Here is a 15,155-nt window from a genome sequence, read left to right on the forward strand (position 1 = left end):
CGTAACAACGGGGTTCGCCTCGCCGACTTGGGGCTCATGCGCTTCGCGGTGTTTCTCTCGGCGGTGGCCCTGCTGACGTTATCGGCCGGGTGCGACGCCGTCGTCAGCGGACAGGCCGTTCCCGCGTCGGAAAGGCCGTCGTCCGCCGCGCGGATCAGCGGCACGACATCGCTGGAGTTCCGCAAGGTCGTGGCCAACGCTTCGCGAGTCGGCGGCGTCGGAACCGGCCCACCGCCCTCACAAGCCGCCCGGCAAAGCCTCGACACTGCCGAGCAGACGGCGGCCGTGCGGGCGATCGACTGCACGCCCGGCAGAGCCGATCCGCTGGCCGGTCACGACGACCGCGCCCTACCGCTGGTCACGTGCGGGAGAACCGACAACACGGCCTACTTGCTCGAACCCGAATTCCTCCCGGGCAGCGAGGTGACCACCGCGACGTCCGGCTACGACCAGCGAAACCAGCGGTGGACTGTGGATCTGACGTTCAATGCGGAGGGCACGAAGATCTGGGCCGACTTCACCAGCAAGAACATCAACCAGCAGGTCGCGATCGTCTTGGACAGCCAGGTCATCTCGGCGCCGAACATCCAAGTCGCGATTCTCGACGGAGTGACGCAGATCGGCGGCAAGTTCACCGAACAGAGTGCTCGGCAACTGGCCCGCCAGATCTCGGGAGGCTAACCGCCGGTGGCTGCGCGGTGCAGTTTCCGCAGCGCCCGCACCGCTTCCACCGCCCGGGCCCGGTCCACGGCCTGGATGGCCATCACCGCGTGGTACTCGTCGTCCGGCAGCTCCAGCCGGGCCCAGGACGCGCCGTCCGGGAAGCTCACCGAAAGTACCTCGGTCCACGCGAACCGCCGCGTGATCAGCACGTTCCGGACCTCGATGCCGTCTTCGTCGGCCCGCACCCGGGCGATCGCGAACAGCATCACGCCGCACGCCAGCAGGATGCCGATGCCGATCATCGCCGCCTGGTCGGAACGCTGGAAGTGGACGCCCGTGTCGCCGTTGCGCAGCAGCACCGCCACCACCACGAACACCGCCAGCAGCGCCACCGCCAGCACGCTGCAGGCGATCAGCGCGCGCCGGGGGCGGACCACCAGGAGAGTCTGCACGCTCACACGAATCCCCGCTCGGTCCACGGCTGGCGCAGGCTCCGCAGCACGTGCGCGGAGTCCAGGGCCGCCACGGCCGCCTCGTAACCCTTGTCTTCCTTGGCTCCCGGACGCCCCGAACGGTCGAGCGCCTGCTCCTGCGTGTCGCACGTCAGGACGCCGTTGCCGACTGGAGTGCTCTCGTCCAAAGCCACCCGGGTCAGGCCCGCCGTCACCGCGTCGCAGACGTACTCGAAGTGCGGGGTGCCGCCGCGGATGACGACGCCCAGCGCGACCACCGCGTCGTGGTTGCGGGCCAGCGCCTGCGCCACCACCGGCAGCTCGATCGCGCCCGCCACGTGGACCACGGTCGGCTCGTCCTCCAGCTCGGCCTCGCGGGCCGCGGCCAGCGCGCGCTCCAGCAGGACGTCGGTGATGTCGGCGTTCCAGCGGGTGGCGACGATGCCGAGCTTCAGTGACTTGCAGCCGGTCAGGTCCAGCGAAACGTCAGGACGGCCGTCGCCGCTCACAGTGCTCCTCCGTCGGGGTGCTCCGGGCCCGCGCCGACCTGGTCGTAGTGCTCCAGCTGGGCCAGGTCGTGGCCCATCCGGTCGCGCTTGGTCCGCAGGTAGCGCAGGTTCTCCGGGTTCGGCGAGATCGGCAGCGGCACCCGCCCGGTGACGCGCAAGCCGTAGCCCTCGAGGCCGATCCGCTTGGCCGGGTTGTTCGACAGCAGTCGCATGGTGCGGACGCCGAGGTCGCACAGGATCTGCGCACCGGTGCCGTAGTCGCGGGCGTCGGCCGGGACGCCGAGCGCCAGGTTGGCGTCGACGGTGTCGGCGCCGTCGTCCTGCAGCTGGTACGCCTGCAGCTTGTGCAGCAGGCCGATGCCGCGGCCCTCGTGGCCGCGGATGTAGAGCACCACACCGCGGCCTTCGGCGGCCACCGCTTCGAGCGCCGCCTCCAGCTGAGGGCCGCAGTCGCAGCGCAGCGAGCCGAAGACGTCGCCGGTCAGGCACTCGGAGTGGACGCGCACGAGGATGTCCTGGCCGTCGCCGATCTCGCCGTAGACGAACGCGACGTGCTCGATGCCGTCCAGCAGCGAGTCGTAGCCGACCGCGCGGAACGTGCCCGCCGCCAGCGGAATCCGTGCCTCGGCGACCCGCTCGACCTGCTTCTCGGTGCGGCGGCGGTAGGCGATCAGGTCGGCGATGGTGATGATCGCCAGGTCGTGGTCGGCCGCGAAGACCTCGAGCTCGTCGCGGCGGGCCATGTCGCCCTCTTCCTTCTGCGACACGATCTCGCAGAGCACGCCCGCCGGCGCGAGCCCGGCCATCCGGGCCAGGTCGACCGACGCCTCGGTGTGCCCGGGCCGGCGCAGCACGCCGCCCTCCTTCGCGCGCAGCGGCACGACGTGGCCGGGACGGCGGAAGTCCTTCGCGGTCGACGCCGGGTCGGCGAGCAGCCGGGTCGTGTGCGCCCGGTCGGCGGCGGAGATGCCGGTGCTGATGCCCTCGGCGGCGTCGACCGTGACGCTGTACGCGGTGCCCCGCGCATCCTGGTTCGTGTGGTACATCGGCGGCAGGTCCAGCCGGTCGGCCTCGGCCTCGGTCAGCGCCACGCAGACGTAGCCCGAGGTGTAGCGCACCATGAACGCCAGCAGCTCCGGCGTCGCCTTCTCCGCCGCGAAGATGAGGTCGCCCTCGTTCTCGCGGTCCTCGTCGTCGACCACGACGACCGCACGGCCCGCCGCGATGTCCGTGATCGCCCGCTCGATGGCGTCGGCGTCGAACACCGCCCCGGTGCCGCACGGGGTCCAGCCCGCCGCGGGCTCTGCCGCGCTCGTCTCACTCATGACCGCTCCTCCGTGCCGCCGTCCCGATTGTGCACCTGGTCGCGGATGTGTGCCCCCGCCAGCTTCTCCACGTACTTCGCGACCACGTCGACCTCGAGGTTGACCGGGTCGCCGGGCTCGCGGCGGCCGAGGGTGGTGACCTCGAGGGTGGTCGGGATCAGCGCGACCGCGAACTGGTCGTCGCGGATCGCCGCGACCGTCAGGGAGACGCCGTCGACCGCGATCGAGCCCTTTTCGACCACGTACCGGGACAGGTGCTCCGGCAGCGCGAACGTCGTGACGCCGTTCTCGTCGCGGCCGAGGAACACGCCGGTCCCGTCGACGTGGCCCTGCATGATGTGCCCGCCGAGCCGGCCGCCGGCCGGGGTGGCGCGTTCCAGGTTGACCCGGTCGCCGGTCGCGACCTTCGCCAGGCTCGAGCGCTGCAGCGTCTCGTTCACGACGTCGACGGTGAACTCGCCGTCGGCCACGTCGACGACCGTGAGGCACACGCCGCTGACCGCGATCGAGTCGCCGTGCCCGGCGTCGCTGGTGACCAGCGGGCCGCGGACCCGCAGCCGTGCCGCGTTGGTCAGCTGCTCGACCGCGGTGACCTCGCCGATCTCCTCGACTATGCCGGTGAACACGTCCGCTGCCTCCTTGTGAGCCGGTCCTCCCATCCAACACCCGACGCGGCCCGGAGGCTCCTCCGGTGCCGCCGGGGCGTCAGCCGGCCCGGCCGCGGGCCGCCTGCTCGCGCAGCGCGGCGACCGCCTTGCCCGGGTCGCCGGCGCCGTAGACGGCGGATCCGGCGACGAAGCAGTCGACGCCCGCCTCGGCGGCCTGTTCGATGGTCTCGGCGTTGATCCCGCCGTCGATCTCGACGATCAGCTTCAGGTGCCCGGTGTCGACCAGCCGTCGCGCGGTGCGCACCTTCTCCAGCACGTCGGCGATGAACGACTGCCCGCCGAAGCCCGGCTCGACCGACATGACCAGCAGCGTGTCGTAGTGCTTGAGCACGTCGAGCCACGGCTCGAGCGCGGTGGCCGGCTTGAGCGAGAGGCCGGCCTTCGCGCCCGCGGCGCGCAGGTTCTTGGCCAGCGCGACCGGGTCCTTCGCCGCTTCGGCGTGCACGGTGACGTTGTAGGCGCCGGCCTCGGCGTACCCGATCGCCCAGCGGTCCGGGTCGTCGATCATCAGGTGGCAGTCGATGGGCACGTCGGTGCTCTTCAGCAGCGCCTGGACGACGGGCAGGCCGAGGGTCAGGTTGGGCACGAAGTGCGCGTCCATGACGTCGACGTGGACCCAGTCGGCGCGGGTCTCCCGGCCGCCGGCGACGGCGGCGATCTCCTCGCCGAGCCGGGCGAAGTCCGCGGACAGGATGCTGGGGGCGATCAGGGGTCGGTCAGCCACGTCCCGAGTGTAGGAGGCCGCTGCTAACGCTCGCTAACCGGTTGTGACCAGAATCTGGCTCCGGAGAGGGAGGTCACGCGGGCGGCGGTCTCCTAACCTCGGCCGCATGCCCGGTTTCGTGAGATCCCTGCTGCGCCCCGGTGGCTACCGCGGCCTGCCCTATGCCGTGCTCGGTGCGGCACTGACCGTCCCGGTGGCGCCGTTCGCGATGCCGTGGGCCCTGCTGAGCCCGGCCGGACGGCCGCGCGTCCTGCTCGCACTGACCGCGCTGGCGGCGTTGCTGGGATTGCTGGGGCTCCTGGGACCGGTGCGGCGGTTCGGCGTCGCCGCCGCGAACGGCCTGCTGGGCACGTCGCTGCCGTCGCCCGGGCGGGCGCGGTCCGCCTGGCCGGAGCGGCTGCGGTCCGGGGCGTGGCTGGTCCTGCACGCCGGGTTCGGCGGCCTCCTGGTGGTCCTCGACGGCCTCCTCGCGTTCGGCGTCCTTTCCGTCGCGATGTGGCTGCGCGGCGATCAGGACGAGTTCGTGTTCTTCGGCGTGACCACCGTCGCCGGGTCGTGGACAGTGCCGGTCGCGATGGTCATGCTCGCGCTTGCGATGGTCGTTACGGTCGCCGCGACCCGGGGCTTCCGGGCCGGCGCCGAAGCCTTGCTGGGCCCGTCCGCCGCCGAGCGCGCGGCCTTGGCCGAACGCCGCGCCGCCGTGCTGGCCCAGCGCAACCGGCTGGCCCGCGAGCTGCACGACTCGATCGGGCACACGCTCACGACGTCGACCATCCAGGCGGCGGCCGCAGCCGACCTGGTCGAGACCGACCCGGCCCAGGCACGGCGGGCACTCGGCACGATCGAAGAAGCGTCTCGAAGCGCCCTCGAGGACCTCGACCACGTCCTCGGCCTGCTGCGCGAAGAACCCGCCGCGAAGGAGCCGGCGCGGACGCTGACCGAGGTCGACGTCCTCGCCGTGCGCGCCCGGGAAGCCGGGCTCGACGTCCGGCTGGCCGTCGCCGGGCCGGTCGCCGCGCTGCCCGCGGCGGTGTCGCGCGAGGGGTACCGGATCGTGCAGGAGGGCCTGACCAACGCGCTGCGGCACGCCGGCCCGGGCGCGGTCGACGTCCGCGTCGAGGCCGGGCCGGACCACCTGGCGATCGTGGTCGTCAACGCGCTGCCCGGCGGGTCGCCGCGGCCGGGGCGGCGCGGGCTGGCCGGGCTCGCGGAGCGCGTCGAAGCCCTGCGCGGCGAACTCGACGCCGGCCCGGACGGCGAGCGGTGGCGGCTGCGCGCGACCATCCCGCTGCGGACCGGCGCATGACGCCGACCGTGCTGCTGGCCGACGACGAGCCGCTGGTCCGCGCCGGCCTGCGGGCGCTGCTGGCGCAGCAGGGCATCACCGTGGTCGGCGAGGCGGCCGACGGCGCCGAGGTGCTGCCCGCCGTGCGCCGCACGCGGCCCGACGTCGTGCTGATGGACGTCCGGATGCCGGGCACGGACGGCATCGCAGCGACCCGGCAGTTGCTCGCCGAACTGGCCGAGCCGCCGAAGGTCCTGGTCGTCACGACGTTCGACAACGACGACTACGTGCACGAGGCGCTGCTGGCCGGCGCCGGCGGGTTCCTGCTGAAGCGGGCGCGCAAGGAGGAGATCGCGCACGCCGTCCGGACCGTCGCCGCCGGGGAGTCGCTGCTGTTCCCCGAGGCGATCCGGCGGCTCGTGAGCGGGCGTCCGCCCGGCGGGAAGTACACGCGGGCGGCGAAGAGGCTCACCCGGCGCGAAGCCGAGGTGCTGCGGCTGGTCGCCACCGGACTGTCCAACCAGGACATCGCGGCCGCGCTCGTGATCAGCCTGGAGACGGTGAAGACGCACGTGGGCAACATCTTCGGCAAGCTCGGCGCGACCAGCCGCAGCCAGGCCGTGGTCATCGCGTACGAAGCCGGTGTCGTGCACCCGGGGCACCTCGCCGGTCGATGACCGACGTGCTCCCGGTCACCCGCGCGAAGCCATGAGTTCGATCAGCGGCGACGTGGCGGTCATGTTCGGCACTCTGAAGCGCGCTCTCCGCGTGCGCTGACTCGTGGTGGGGCAGGCCCCCGGAGCGATCCGGCGGCCTGCCCCACTGCCCCTGGTGCCGGTGTTCCCTAGGTTGGGGACACCGAGACACCAGGGGGTTCTTTCATGCGGAAATCCTTGCCCGGCAAACGGATCGTCGCCGTCGGCACGCTCGTCGCGCTCCTCGCGGCGACCACGGCGGCACCGGCGCTCGCCGCCACGAGCCCGCTCCAGGGCGCGCTCGACACCCTGACCGCCCAGGACGGCGTCCCGGGCACCGAAGCGGTCGTCCAGGACGGCTCGCGGACGCGGGTCACGCGCAGCGGCACCGGGGACGTCACCACCGGAAAACCCTTCCCGCGCAACGGCTCCTTCCGCGCGGGCAGCGTCACGAAGTCGTTCGTGGCCACCGTCGTGCTGCAGCTCGCGGGCGAGGGCCGGGTGCAGCTGGACGCGCCGGTCGAGCGGTACCTGCCGGGCCTGCTCCCCGACCACCGGATCACCGTGCGGCAGCTGCTTCAGCACACCAGCGGGCTCTACGAATACCTGCGGGACTTCGACCTCACCGACCCGGAAGCCCTGCGCCACCGCGGCGCGGAGCCCGCCGAGCTGGTGGCGATGGCGGTGCGGCATCCGGCGCTGTTCCCGCCCGGCACGCACTGGTCGTACTCCAACACGAACTACATCGTCGCGGGCATGATCGCCGAACGCGTCACCGGGCACGAGCTGGGCGAGGAGATCACCCGCCGGATCACGCGCCCGCTCGGCCTGGCCGACACCTACCTGCCCCGCCGCGGCGATGAGCGCCTGCCGGCGCCGCACGCCGTCGGCTACACGGCGATCGGTGGGAAGCTGGTGGACTTCAGCGACTTCGACGCGACGATCGCCTGGGCGGCAGGCGGTCTCGTGTCGACGCCGGCCGACCTCGACCGGTTCTACGGCGCCCTGCTCGGCGGAAAGCTCCTGCACCCGGCCCAGCTGGCCGAGATGCGGCGCACGGTCCCCGCCGCCGAGCTGGGCATCCCGGGCGCCGCCTACGGCCTGGGGCTGGGCAGCATCCCGCTGTCCTGCGGGCTGTTCTGGGGCCACGAGGGCGGCATCCTCGGCTTCACGAACCTGGCGGGAGCAGGCCCGGACGGCCGCCGCGCGACGGTGGTGGTGAACCAGGACCCGGTCCCGGGCGCGGCGAACCAGCACGTCCTCGCCGCCACCGACACCGCCCTCTGCTCGGGCCGGTAGGCCCCGAAACTGTCGGTGCCTGCCGGTAACGTGGAAAACGGGGGGCGCCCCCGCGGCCCGGCCCGGCCCGGCCCGCTCAGTGGAGCAGGTCCAGCACCTCGGTCCACGGCCGCCGGATGTCGAGGCGGTGCAGCGTCACGCCGGCGCCCGCGAGGGTGTCGAGGTGGCGCTGCCACGCCGGGTGGTGCACCCGGGTGTCCTGGATCTGGTACGCCACCACGATCGTGATCCCGGGCGCGCCGAGGACGTCACCGAGCACGGTCAGCGCCTGGTTGTCCGCGATGCCCAGCGCCAGCTTCGCGACCGAGTTGGCCGACGCCGGGGCGAAGAGGAACACCTCCGGGTCCGGGTGCGGCCGCGGCTCCCCCGGCAGCCGCGAGACACCGCGGACCGGCAGGTCGGTGCCCGCGGCGACGTCGTCGAGGCCGCCGGTGGACGCCAGCCAGCGCATCGCGGTCGGCGTCAGCGTGATCGCCGGCCGCCAGCCGCGGACCGCGGCGGGGTTCACCAGCTCGGCGGCGAACCGGGTGTCCAGCCCGCCGCACGAGCTCGCGATCAGGCCGAGATCTCTCACGGCTTGCGCAGCACGGCGCAGAACATCGCGTCCGTGCCGTGGCGGTGCGGCCAGAGCTGCACGTACGGCCCGTCGCCCAGCTCCGGCACGCCCGGGAACAGCTCGCGCGCGTCCAGCACCTCGGCCTTGAGCCGCCGCGCCGTCTCCCCGATCACGCCCTCGGTCTCGGCGAGGTGCGGCGAGCAGACGACGTAGGTGAGCGCGCCGCCCGGCCGCAGCAGCGCGTAGGCCGCGGTGATCAGCTCGCCCTGCAGCTTGGTCAGGTCCGCGACGTCCGACGGCTTGCGGCGCCAGCGCGCCTCCGGCCGCCGCCGCAGCGCGCCGAGCCCGCTGCACGGCGCGTCCACCAGGATCCGGTCGTAGCCCGGCTCGAGACCGCTTTCACGGCCGTCGGCGACATGCACCTTCACCGGCAGGCCGCCCGTGGCCTTCTCGACGAGCTTCGCGCGGTGCGGCGCCTTCTCGACGGCGTCCACCCTCGCCCCGCTCATCGCCGCCAGCGCGCCGAGCAGCGCGGCCTTGCCGCCGGGGCCGGCGCAGAGGTCGAGCCAGCGCTCGTCGGAGCCCTGGAGGGGCACCTTCGTCGCGGCGATCGCGCACAGCTGGCTGCCTTCGTCCTGCACCGCGGCCAGCCGCTCGCGCACCGGCTCGGCGTCGGCCGGGTCACCGGCGCCGGCGGGCAGCCGGACGCCGTAGGGCGAGTACGGCGCCGGGTCGCCGCCGGTGATCGCGGCCAGCTCGTCGGCGCTGATCTCGCCGGGCCGGGCGACCAGGTGCACTTCGGGCCGGACGTCGTCGGCCTCCAACGCCGCTTTCAGTCCCGCGCCCTTGTCCCCCAGCGCTTCGGCGAACGAGCGGGCGATCCAGCGCGGGTGCGCGGTGCGCAGCGCGTAGGCGCCGATCGGGTCGGCGCCCTCGTCCGGCGCCAGCTCGTCCAGCCACGCGGTCTCGTCCTTTTCGGACACCTTGCGCATGATCGCGTTCGCGAAACCCGTGGCCCACGAACCGGCTTCCGCGCGGACGAGGTCCACAGTGGACGTCACGGCGGCGTGCTCCGGGATCCGCGTGCGCAGCAGCTGGTAGGCGCCGAGGCGCAGCGCGTCGAGCACGGCCGGGTCGGTCTGCGAGAGCGGACGCTCGGCGCAGGCGGCGATGACGGCGTCGAGCAGGCCCTGCGCCCGCGAAGCGCCGTACGCGAGTTCAGTGGCCAGCGCCGCGTCCCGGCCGGTGATCCGCCGCTCACGCAGCAGGTCCGGCAGGACGAGGTTGGCGTAGGCGTCCTTCGTCCGCACGGCCGCGAGGACGTCGAACGCGGCCTGCCGGGCCGGGTCCACCTCCGGCGGGCGGCGCGGGCCTTCCTTGCGCGGGGCCGGGCGGCCTCGTTGCGGCCGTGACGGACGTCGTTCCCTGTGGTCGTTCACCGGAGGCGCTCTCCCTGGTCGATCCTCGTACCGCGCGCCCAGTCGGTGGCCGCCATCCGTTTCTTGCCGGGTGCCTGGACCTCGCCGAGCCGCAACGGCTTCGTCGCCGTCCCGACCAGCACCCGCTTGCGTTCGACCACGATCTCCCCCGGCGGCGGGCCGGGCTCGTCGAGCACCGTGACCGGGCCGAGCTTGATCCGCTCGCCGCGGAACTCCGCCCACGCGCCCGGCTCCGGGGTGACCGACCGGATCTGCCGGTCGACCGCCGAGGCCGGATCGGCGAAGGACACCCGAGCGTCCTCGACGGTCACCTTCGGCGCGTAGCTGATGCCCTCGGCGGGCTGCTCGCGCGCGACCAGGCTGCCGTCGGCCAGACCGTCCATGGTGGACAGCAGCAGCTTGGCGCCGGACTCCGCGAGCCGCCCGAGCAGACCGCCCGCCGTGTCGGTCGCGCCGATCGTCTCGGTGACGACGCCGTAGACCGGGCCCGCGTCCAGCTCCTTGACGATCCGGAAGGTCGACGCGCCGGTGATCTCGTCGCCGGCGCGGATCGCGGCCTGCACCGGCGCCGCGCCGCGCCACGCGGGCAGCAGCGAGAAGTGCAGGTTCACCCAGCCGAGGCGCGGGATGTCGAGGGCCGCCTGCGGCAGCAACGCACCGTAGGCGACGACCGGGCAGGCGTCCGGCGCCAGCTCGGCCAGGCGGGCGAGGAAGGCCGGGTCGCCGGCGCGCGCGGGCGTCAGGACCTCGATGCCGTGCTCGTCGGCGAGGGCGCCGACCGGCGAGCGGACGACGCGGCGGCCGCGCCCGGCCTGGGCATCGGGCCGGGTGACGACGGCGGCGACCTCGTGCCGGCCGGAGTCGAGCAGGGCGCGCAGCGCGGGGACGGCCGGGTCGGGGGTGCCGGCGAAGACGAGCTTCATCGGCTCACCCCCGATGGGGAGGGTTCAGGTGGCTGGAACATCGGGCCTGAGTCTAGAAGGCCCGCTCCAGCAGGGCGCGCCGTGGTTGTCCACACCCTCGCCGTGATGTGGACACCCAGCTCCCGCGACGGGCCTTTCCCGGCCTTCCGTCGGCGACCACCGATACGCTGGACTGGGGACGCCCCCGGAGAGGGTGGGGGCTGCGTTGGGGTCTCCGGGGTGTTCGAGAAGGCCGAATTCGTGCCGAAGACGCAGTGCATCCGCAGGGCGCTCGAAGCCTGAGCCGGCGGTCTCCCGCCGGCTCAGGGCCTCCGTGCTACCAGCGCGCGGGCCACACCACCTGGGCCGCGCCGGACCCGCGCCGGACCGGTTCCGCCGCCGCCAGCCAGCGGCCGTCGCGCAGGCGCTCCACGCCCGTCGCCGCGCCGATCTCCGCCGGGGCCGTCGAGAAGCCCTGACCTCTCGCCTTCAGCACCGCCGTCTCCGGCTGGTCCAGGAACTGCTGCTCCACCTGGGCCTGCGCCGAGTTCCGCTGCGACGCCCGCGGTGCCGCGATCGCGTCCTCCAGCGACAGCCCGCGGTCGAGGCGGCCGAGGATCACCTGCAGGACCGTCGTGATGATCGACGCGCCACCCGGCGAGCCGGTCGCGAAGAACGGGCGGCCGTCCTTCAGCACGATCGTCGGCGCCATCGACGAGCGCGGCCGCTTGCCCGGGCCGGGCAGGTTCGGGTCGGGCACGCCCGGCGTCACCGGCGTGAAGGAGAAGTCGGTGAGCTCGTTGTTGAGCAGGAACCCGCGGCCCGGCACGACCATGCCGCTGCCACCCTCCTGCTCGATGGTCAGCGTGTAGGCGACGACGTTGCCCCACTTGTCGGCGACCGTCAGGTGCGTGGTGTTCTCCCCCTCGTACGGCGTCGGCGCGCCCGTGGTGCCCGCCGCGCACGGCGTCGGGTGCCGCGGGTCGGCCGGGGCGACCGGGCTGGTCGCGGCCTTGTCCTTCGAGATCAGGCACGCCCGGGTGTCGGCGAAGCGCTGGCTCAGCAGTTCCTTGGCCGGGACGTCAATCACGGCCGGGTCGCCGATCCAGCGGTTGCGGTCGGCGAACGCGAACCGCGTCGACTCCAGGAAGTACTGCAGGTAGTCGGCCTTGCTCGCGTGCTTCAGGTCGAAGTTCTCGAGGATGTTGAGCGCTTCGCCGACCGTGAGCCCACCCGAAGACGGCGCCGGCATGCCGTAGACGTCGAGGCCCTCGTAGGTCGCGTGGGTCGGGGTGCGCTCGATGGCGCGGTAGGCGGCGATGTCCGCGGCGGTCAGCTTGCCGGGGCGCACGTTCAGCGTCGAGGCCGGATCCTTCGGCGGCTGCTGGACGGTCTTCGCGATGTCCGCGCCGATCGGGCCCTTGTAGAGGGCGTCGACGCCGTTGCGCTCGAGCTGCGCGTAGGTGTCCGCGAGGTCGGGGTTCCGGAAGACGGTCCCGGGCGACGGCGGTGCGCCGCCCGGCAGGTACAGCGACCGCGTCGAGGGGAACGCCGCGAACCGCGCGGCGTTGTTCGCGACCTGCGTCTGGAACGTCGAGTCGACGACGAATCCCTTGCGCGCCAAGTCTTCCGCGGGCTTCAGCGACTTCGCCAGTGAGCGCGTCCCCCACTTGCGCAGCGCCTCGGACCACGTCGCGGGCGTGCCGGGCACGCCGACGCTGAGCCCGCTCGTGACAGCGTCGGCGAACGCCAGCGGCTGGCCGTTTTCGACGAAGAGGTTCGCGTCGGCGGACTTCGGCGCGGTCTCCCGGCCGTCGAGCGTGTGGACGCGGTGGGTCTTCGCGTCGTAGTAGACGAGGAACCCGCCTCCGCCGACGCCGGCGGAGAACGGGTCGGTGACGCCGAGCGCGGCGGCGACCGCGACGGCCGCGTCGACGGCGTTCCCGCCGTCGCGCAGGACCTTCGTGCCGATCGCGGTGGCGTCGGCGTCGATGCTGGCGACCGCGCCCCCGAACCCGACGGCGACCGGGGACTTCGGCGTGGGGGTGGCGGCCGTGGCGGGTCCGGCCGCGACGGTGGTGGCCAGTGCGGCGGTGGCGGCGATGACGAGGACTCGGCGGCATCTGTGCGACGGCATGCGGGCGAGTCTGCCCCTCGGGCCAGGCACCTTCAAGACACCAAAGGGCGCGTCACCCCCTTCGTCAACATTTTACGGATTTCCCCAGACTTTGAAATTGCTTCACATGGAGCAGTGACGTTGTGGTACCCGCTGTAACACAATCATGCGGCGCGGCCTGCACACCGCGCATCGCGAGGGCAACCGAAAGGAACCACCGAAGATGACTGCACCACGGAGATGGCGCCGCCTGCTCGGCGCCGCTGTGGCCGTTTCGACCTCCCTGCTGGTCGTGACCGCCACCGGCGCCTCGGCGTCACCGGACCAGGACGCGTCGGACAACCACGAGATGGGCGCGGCGATCCGCGCCCACGACGGGGTGGGCCCGGCGGGTCTCCTGCCGGCGTCGGTGGACGCGAGCGTCCCCGGCATCGACGTCAGCTCCTACCAGGGCAACGTCAACTGGGCGTCGTACTGGAGCGCGGGCAAGAAGTTCGCCTACGTCAAGGCGACCGAGGGCACCGGGTACCAGAACGCGTACTTCAGCCAGCAGTACACGGGCTCGTACAACGTCGGCATGATCCGCGGCGCGTACCACTACGGCCGCCCGGACACCTCGAGCGGCGCGGCCCAGGCCGACTACTTCGTCGCCCACGGCGGCGGCTGGTCGAAGGACGGCAAGACGCTCCCGGGCACGCTCGACATCGAGTGGGGCCCGGACAACGCCTGCTACGGCAAGACGCCTGCCCAGATGGTGGCGTGGATCAAGGCGTTCAGCGACGAGTACCACGCGAAGACGACCCGCTGGCCGGTGATCTACACGGCGACGAGCTGGTGGAGCCAGTGCACCGGCAACACGGGCGACTTCAGCTCGACGAACCCGCTGTGGGTGGCGCGGTACGCGTCGTCGGCGGGGACGCTGCCGTACAACTGGGGCTTCTACACGTTCTGGCAGTACAGCTCCTCGCCGATCGACCAGGACTCGTTCAGTGCGGACATCTCGCGCCTGAAGGTCCTCGCGACGGGCTGATCCCGACTTCCGCGGGTTACGCGGGTGGCGCGGTCGGCGGAAGACTCGACCGCGTCACCCACGCCGTGGAGGGAAACCCGTGCGCCTGACCGCCCTGCTCCCCCTGCTCGCCGCCGTCCCGCTCTTCGCGTTCCCCGCCGTGGCCACGGCCGCGCCCGGCTGCTTTGACCCGGCCGCGCCGCTGACCGTCGAGGAACAGCGGCTGACCGCTTCCCTGCCGGCCGGCGGGCCCGCGGTCGGACCCGAGCTGGTCCGGCTGGCGGGCCTCGACCCGTTCGTCGCCGAGGTGAAGCACGACCTCTGCGCGGCGCGCACTCCCCAGCGGGCCGAGCGCGTCGTCACGCAGGCCGGCGACCGGCTGTGGCGGACGGCCGTCGACCGCGCGCAGGGCCGCCGCCCCGACCTCGGGACGCTCGACCGGTTCGACGACCGGCCGCTGTACTGGGCACGGCTGCAGCTCAGCAGCGCGATCCGCCAGTGGACGCCGTCGTTCCCGTCGCGGCGGGATGCGCTGCTCACGGCGTTCGATCGCGGTTCGCGCGGCCTCGACGACGTCCGGTTCCCGCTCGGCAAGACGCGACGGGTGATGGTGAGCGGCTTCGACCCGTTCCAGCTCGACGGCGCGGGGCTGACCATCTCGAACCCGGCCGGAGCGTCGGCGCTGCAGCTGGACGGGCGGGTGCTCGACACGCCGTCCGGCCCGGCCGTGGTGCAGGCGGTGAGCTTCCCGGTCGTGTGGGGCTACTTCGACCAGGGCATCGTGGAAGCGGCGTACGGCACGGCGTTGCGCGACCGCGCGCGGCGGCCGGACGTGGTGCTGACGATCAGCCAGGGCCGTCCGGGCCGCTTCGACGTCGAACGCTGGGCCGGCGCCTGGCGCGGCGGCTTCCCGGACAACAACAACGCGTCGGTGACGGGCGGGGTCCCGCCGGCCGCGGGCTGGCCGCAGCCGGACGTCCAGTTCATCGAGACGACCTTGCCGTACGCGCGGATGCTCGAGGTGACCGGCGCCTACCCGGTCAACTTCAACCAGGCGTTCTGCGTGTGGCCGGACGCCTCGCACCCGGGCACCGGGACGCCGGTGTGCCGTTCGGACGCCCCGGCGCCGGGCGAGATCGCGGCTTCGGGCGGCGGCGGGAACTACCTGTCGAACGAGTCGATGTTCCGCGCCAACCGCGTCCGCCTCGGGTTGGGCCTGACGTCGGTGGCGGGCGGTCACCTGCACACGCCGGTGCTGGGCCAGCCCGCGGATCCGGCGGCGCTGACGGACCCGGCGTTCGAGTCCCGCCGCCAAGCGATCGCGGCCGAGACGATCGCCCTGACCACCGCCGCGGCCGCCGGTCCCGGGTCACCGATCTCCTTGCCGGACACGGATTCTCCGCGCGCGGCACTGGATTCGTTGCCGGGCACGGTCCTCCCCGGCTGACGCCGTGATGCCCGCCCAATCACGCGAGATGCCCGCCCAATCACACGAGATACCCCCGTGAACACA

General features: G+C 73.2%; 15 protein-coding genes. 6 read left to right on the top strand and 9 right to left on the bottom strand.

What is annotated here, in order from left to right; all coding sequences use genetic code 11:
* The first annotated feature begins 36 nt into the window (after positions 1 to 36).
* Positions 37 to 681 (top strand): SecDF P1 head subdomain-containing protein, encoded by a 645-nt coding sequence (locus OG738_RS41445; protein WP_329049304.1) that lies wholly within the window; start codon positions 37 to 39, stop codon positions 679 to 681.
* On the opposite strand, the gene OG738_RS41450 is transcribed toward OG738_RS41445, so the two are convergent.
* The 5 genes from OG738_RS41450 to rpe form a co-directional block, all read right to left on the bottom strand.
* Positions 678 to 1,121, bottom strand: coding sequence for a PH domain-containing protein (locus tag OG738_RS41450; protein ID WP_329049305.1), 444 nt, complete (start codon positions 1,119 to 1,121; stop codon positions 678 to 680). The genes OG738_RS41445 and OG738_RS41450 overlap by 4 nt on opposite strands.
* A complete protein-coding gene (ribH, locus tag OG738_RS41455; protein WP_329049308.1) occupies positions 1,118 to 1,624 on the bottom strand; it encodes a 6,7-dimethyl-8-ribityllumazine synthase in 507 nt (168 codons plus the stop codon). The genes OG738_RS41450 and ribH overlap by 4 nt, the downstream gene beginning before the upstream one ends.
* Entirely contained in the window at positions 1,621 to 2,949 is a 1,329-nt protein-coding gene (locus OG738_RS41460) for a bifunctional 3,4-dihydroxy-2-butanone-4-phosphate synthase/GTP cyclohydrolase II (RefSeq protein ID WP_329049310.1), read from the bottom strand. The genes ribH and OG738_RS41460 overlap by 4 nt, the downstream gene beginning before the upstream one ends.
* Positions 2,946 to 3,575 carry a riboflavin synthase gene (locus OG738_RS41465; RefSeq protein ID WP_329049312.1) on the bottom strand — a complete coding sequence of 210 codons (630 nt, stop codon included), beginning with the start codon at positions 3,573 to 3,575 and terminating at the stop codon, positions 2,946 to 2,948. Before OG738_RS41465 ends, OG738_RS41460 begins: the two co-directional genes overlap by 4 nt.
* A gap of 79 nt (positions 3,576 to 3,654) precedes the next feature.
* Positions 3,655 to 4,326, bottom strand: a complete 672-nt coding sequence (gene rpe / locus OG738_RS41470; protein WP_329057010.1) for a ribulose-phosphate 3-epimerase — start codon at positions 4,324 to 4,326, stop codon at positions 3,655 to 3,657.
* 121 nt (positions 4,327 to 4,447) lie between these two features.
* On the opposite strand from rpe, the gene OG738_RS41475 reads away from it, so the two are divergent.
* The 3 genes from OG738_RS41475 to OG738_RS41485 all read left to right on the top strand — a co-directional run bounded on the left by OG738_RS41475 (position 4,448) and on the right by OG738_RS41485 (position 7,620).
* Positions 4,448 to 5,647: a sensor histidine kinase gene (locus OG738_RS41475; protein ID WP_329049314.1), complete on the top strand. Its 1,200-nt coding sequence runs from the start codon at positions 4,448 to 4,450 to the stop codon at positions 5,645 to 5,647.
* The gene (locus OG738_RS41480) at positions 5,644 to 6,303 is read left to right on the top strand and encodes a response regulator transcription factor (RefSeq protein ID WP_329049315.1); all 660 of its coding nucleotides are present in this window, start codon (positions 5,644 to 5,646) and stop codon (positions 6,301 to 6,303) included. Before OG738_RS41475 ends, OG738_RS41480 begins: the two co-directional genes overlap by 4 nt.
* A gap of 204 nt (positions 6,304 to 6,507) precedes the next feature.
* Positions 6,508 to 7,620 (top strand): serine hydrolase domain-containing protein, encoded by a 1,113-nt coding sequence (locus OG738_RS41485; RefSeq protein ID WP_329049316.1) that lies wholly within the window; start codon positions 6,508 to 6,510, stop codon positions 7,618 to 7,620.
* A 76-nt stretch (positions 7,621 to 7,696) separates the two neighbouring features.
* Here the strand turns inward: OG738_RS41485 and OG738_RS41490 are convergent, their stop codons facing one another.
* The 4 genes from OG738_RS41490 to ggt all read right to left on the bottom strand — a co-directional run bounded on the left by OG738_RS41490 (position 7,697) and on the right by ggt (position 12,654).
* Positions 7,697 to 8,194 carry a flavoprotein gene (locus OG738_RS41490; RefSeq protein WP_329049317.1) on the bottom strand — a complete coding sequence of 166 codons (498 nt, stop codon included), beginning with the start codon at positions 8,192 to 8,194 and terminating at the stop codon, positions 7,697 to 7,699.
* Entirely contained in the window at positions 8,191 to 9,615 is a 1,425-nt protein-coding gene (locus OG738_RS41495; RefSeq protein WP_329049319.1) for an RsmB/NOP family class I SAM-dependent RNA methyltransferase, read from the bottom strand. The genes OG738_RS41490 and OG738_RS41495 overlap by 4 nt, the downstream gene beginning before the upstream one ends.
* Positions 9,612 to 10,538 carry a methionyl-tRNA formyltransferase gene (gene fmt, locus OG738_RS41500; RefSeq protein ID WP_329049321.1) on the bottom strand — a complete coding sequence of 309 codons (927 nt, stop codon included), beginning with the start codon at positions 10,536 to 10,538 and terminating at the stop codon, positions 9,612 to 9,614. The genes OG738_RS41495 and fmt overlap by 4 nt, the downstream gene beginning before the upstream one ends.
* 316 nt (positions 10,539 to 10,854) lie before the next feature.
* Positions 10,855 to 12,654, bottom strand: a complete 1,800-nt coding sequence (gene ggt, locus OG738_RS41505; RefSeq protein WP_329049323.1) for a gamma-glutamyltransferase — start codon at positions 12,652 to 12,654, stop codon at positions 10,855 to 10,857.
* Between the two features lie 202 nt (positions 12,655 to 12,856).
* Between ggt and OG738_RS41510 the strand changes: the two genes are divergently transcribed.
* Both OG738_RS41510 and OG738_RS41515 read left to right on the top strand, forming a co-directional pair.
* Positions 12,857 to 13,663: a lysozyme gene (locus OG738_RS41510; protein WP_329049324.1), complete on the top strand. Its 807-nt coding sequence runs from the start codon at positions 12,857 to 12,859 to the stop codon at positions 13,661 to 13,663.
* A gap of 79 nt (positions 13,664 to 13,742) precedes the next feature.
* Entirely contained in the window at positions 13,743 to 15,089 is a 1,347-nt protein-coding gene (locus OG738_RS41515) for a hypothetical protein (protein WP_329049326.1), read from the top strand.
* The last annotated feature ends 66 nt before the right edge of the window (positions 15,090 to 15,155 follow it).

This window comes from Amycolatopsis sp. NBC_01488 (genome assembly GCF_036227105.1).
GTDB lineage: Bacteria > Actinomycetota > Actinomycetes > Mycobacteriales > Pseudonocardiaceae > Amycolatopsis.

Excerpts from the sequence above, each read along its gene's own strand:
- OG738_RS41485 (WP_329049316.1), top strand. The coding sequence starts at position 6,508 with ATGCGGAAATCCTTGCCCGGCAAACGGATCGTCGCCGTCGGCACGCTC.
- OG738_RS41510 (WP_329049324.1), top strand. The coding sequence starts at position 12,857 with ATGACTGCACCACGGAGATGGCGCCGCCTGCTCGGCGCCGCTGTGGCC.
- OG738_RS41445 (WP_329049304.1), top strand. The coding sequence starts at position 37 with ATGCGCTTCGCGGTGTTTCTCTCGGCGGTGGCCCTGCTGACGTTATCG.
- OG738_RS41480 (WP_329049315.1), top strand. The coding sequence starts at position 5,644 with ATGACGCCGACCGTGCTGCTGGCCGACGACGAGCCGCTGGTCCGCGCC.
- fmt (WP_329049321.1), bottom strand. The coding sequence starts at position 10,538 with ATGAAGCTCGTCTTCGCCGGCACCCCCGACCCGGCCGTCCCCGCGCTG.
- OG738_RS41460 (WP_329049310.1), bottom strand. The coding sequence starts at position 2,949 with ATGAGTGAGACGAGCGCGGCAGAGCCCGCGGCGGGCTGGACCCCGTGC.
- ggt (WP_329049323.1), bottom strand. The coding sequence starts at position 12,654 with ATGCCGTCGCACAGATGCCGCCGAGTCCTCGTCATCGCCGCCACCGCC.
- OG738_RS41475 (WP_329049314.1), top strand. The coding sequence starts at position 4,448 with ATGCCCGGTTTCGTGAGATCCCTGCTGCGCCCCGGTGGCTACCGCGGC.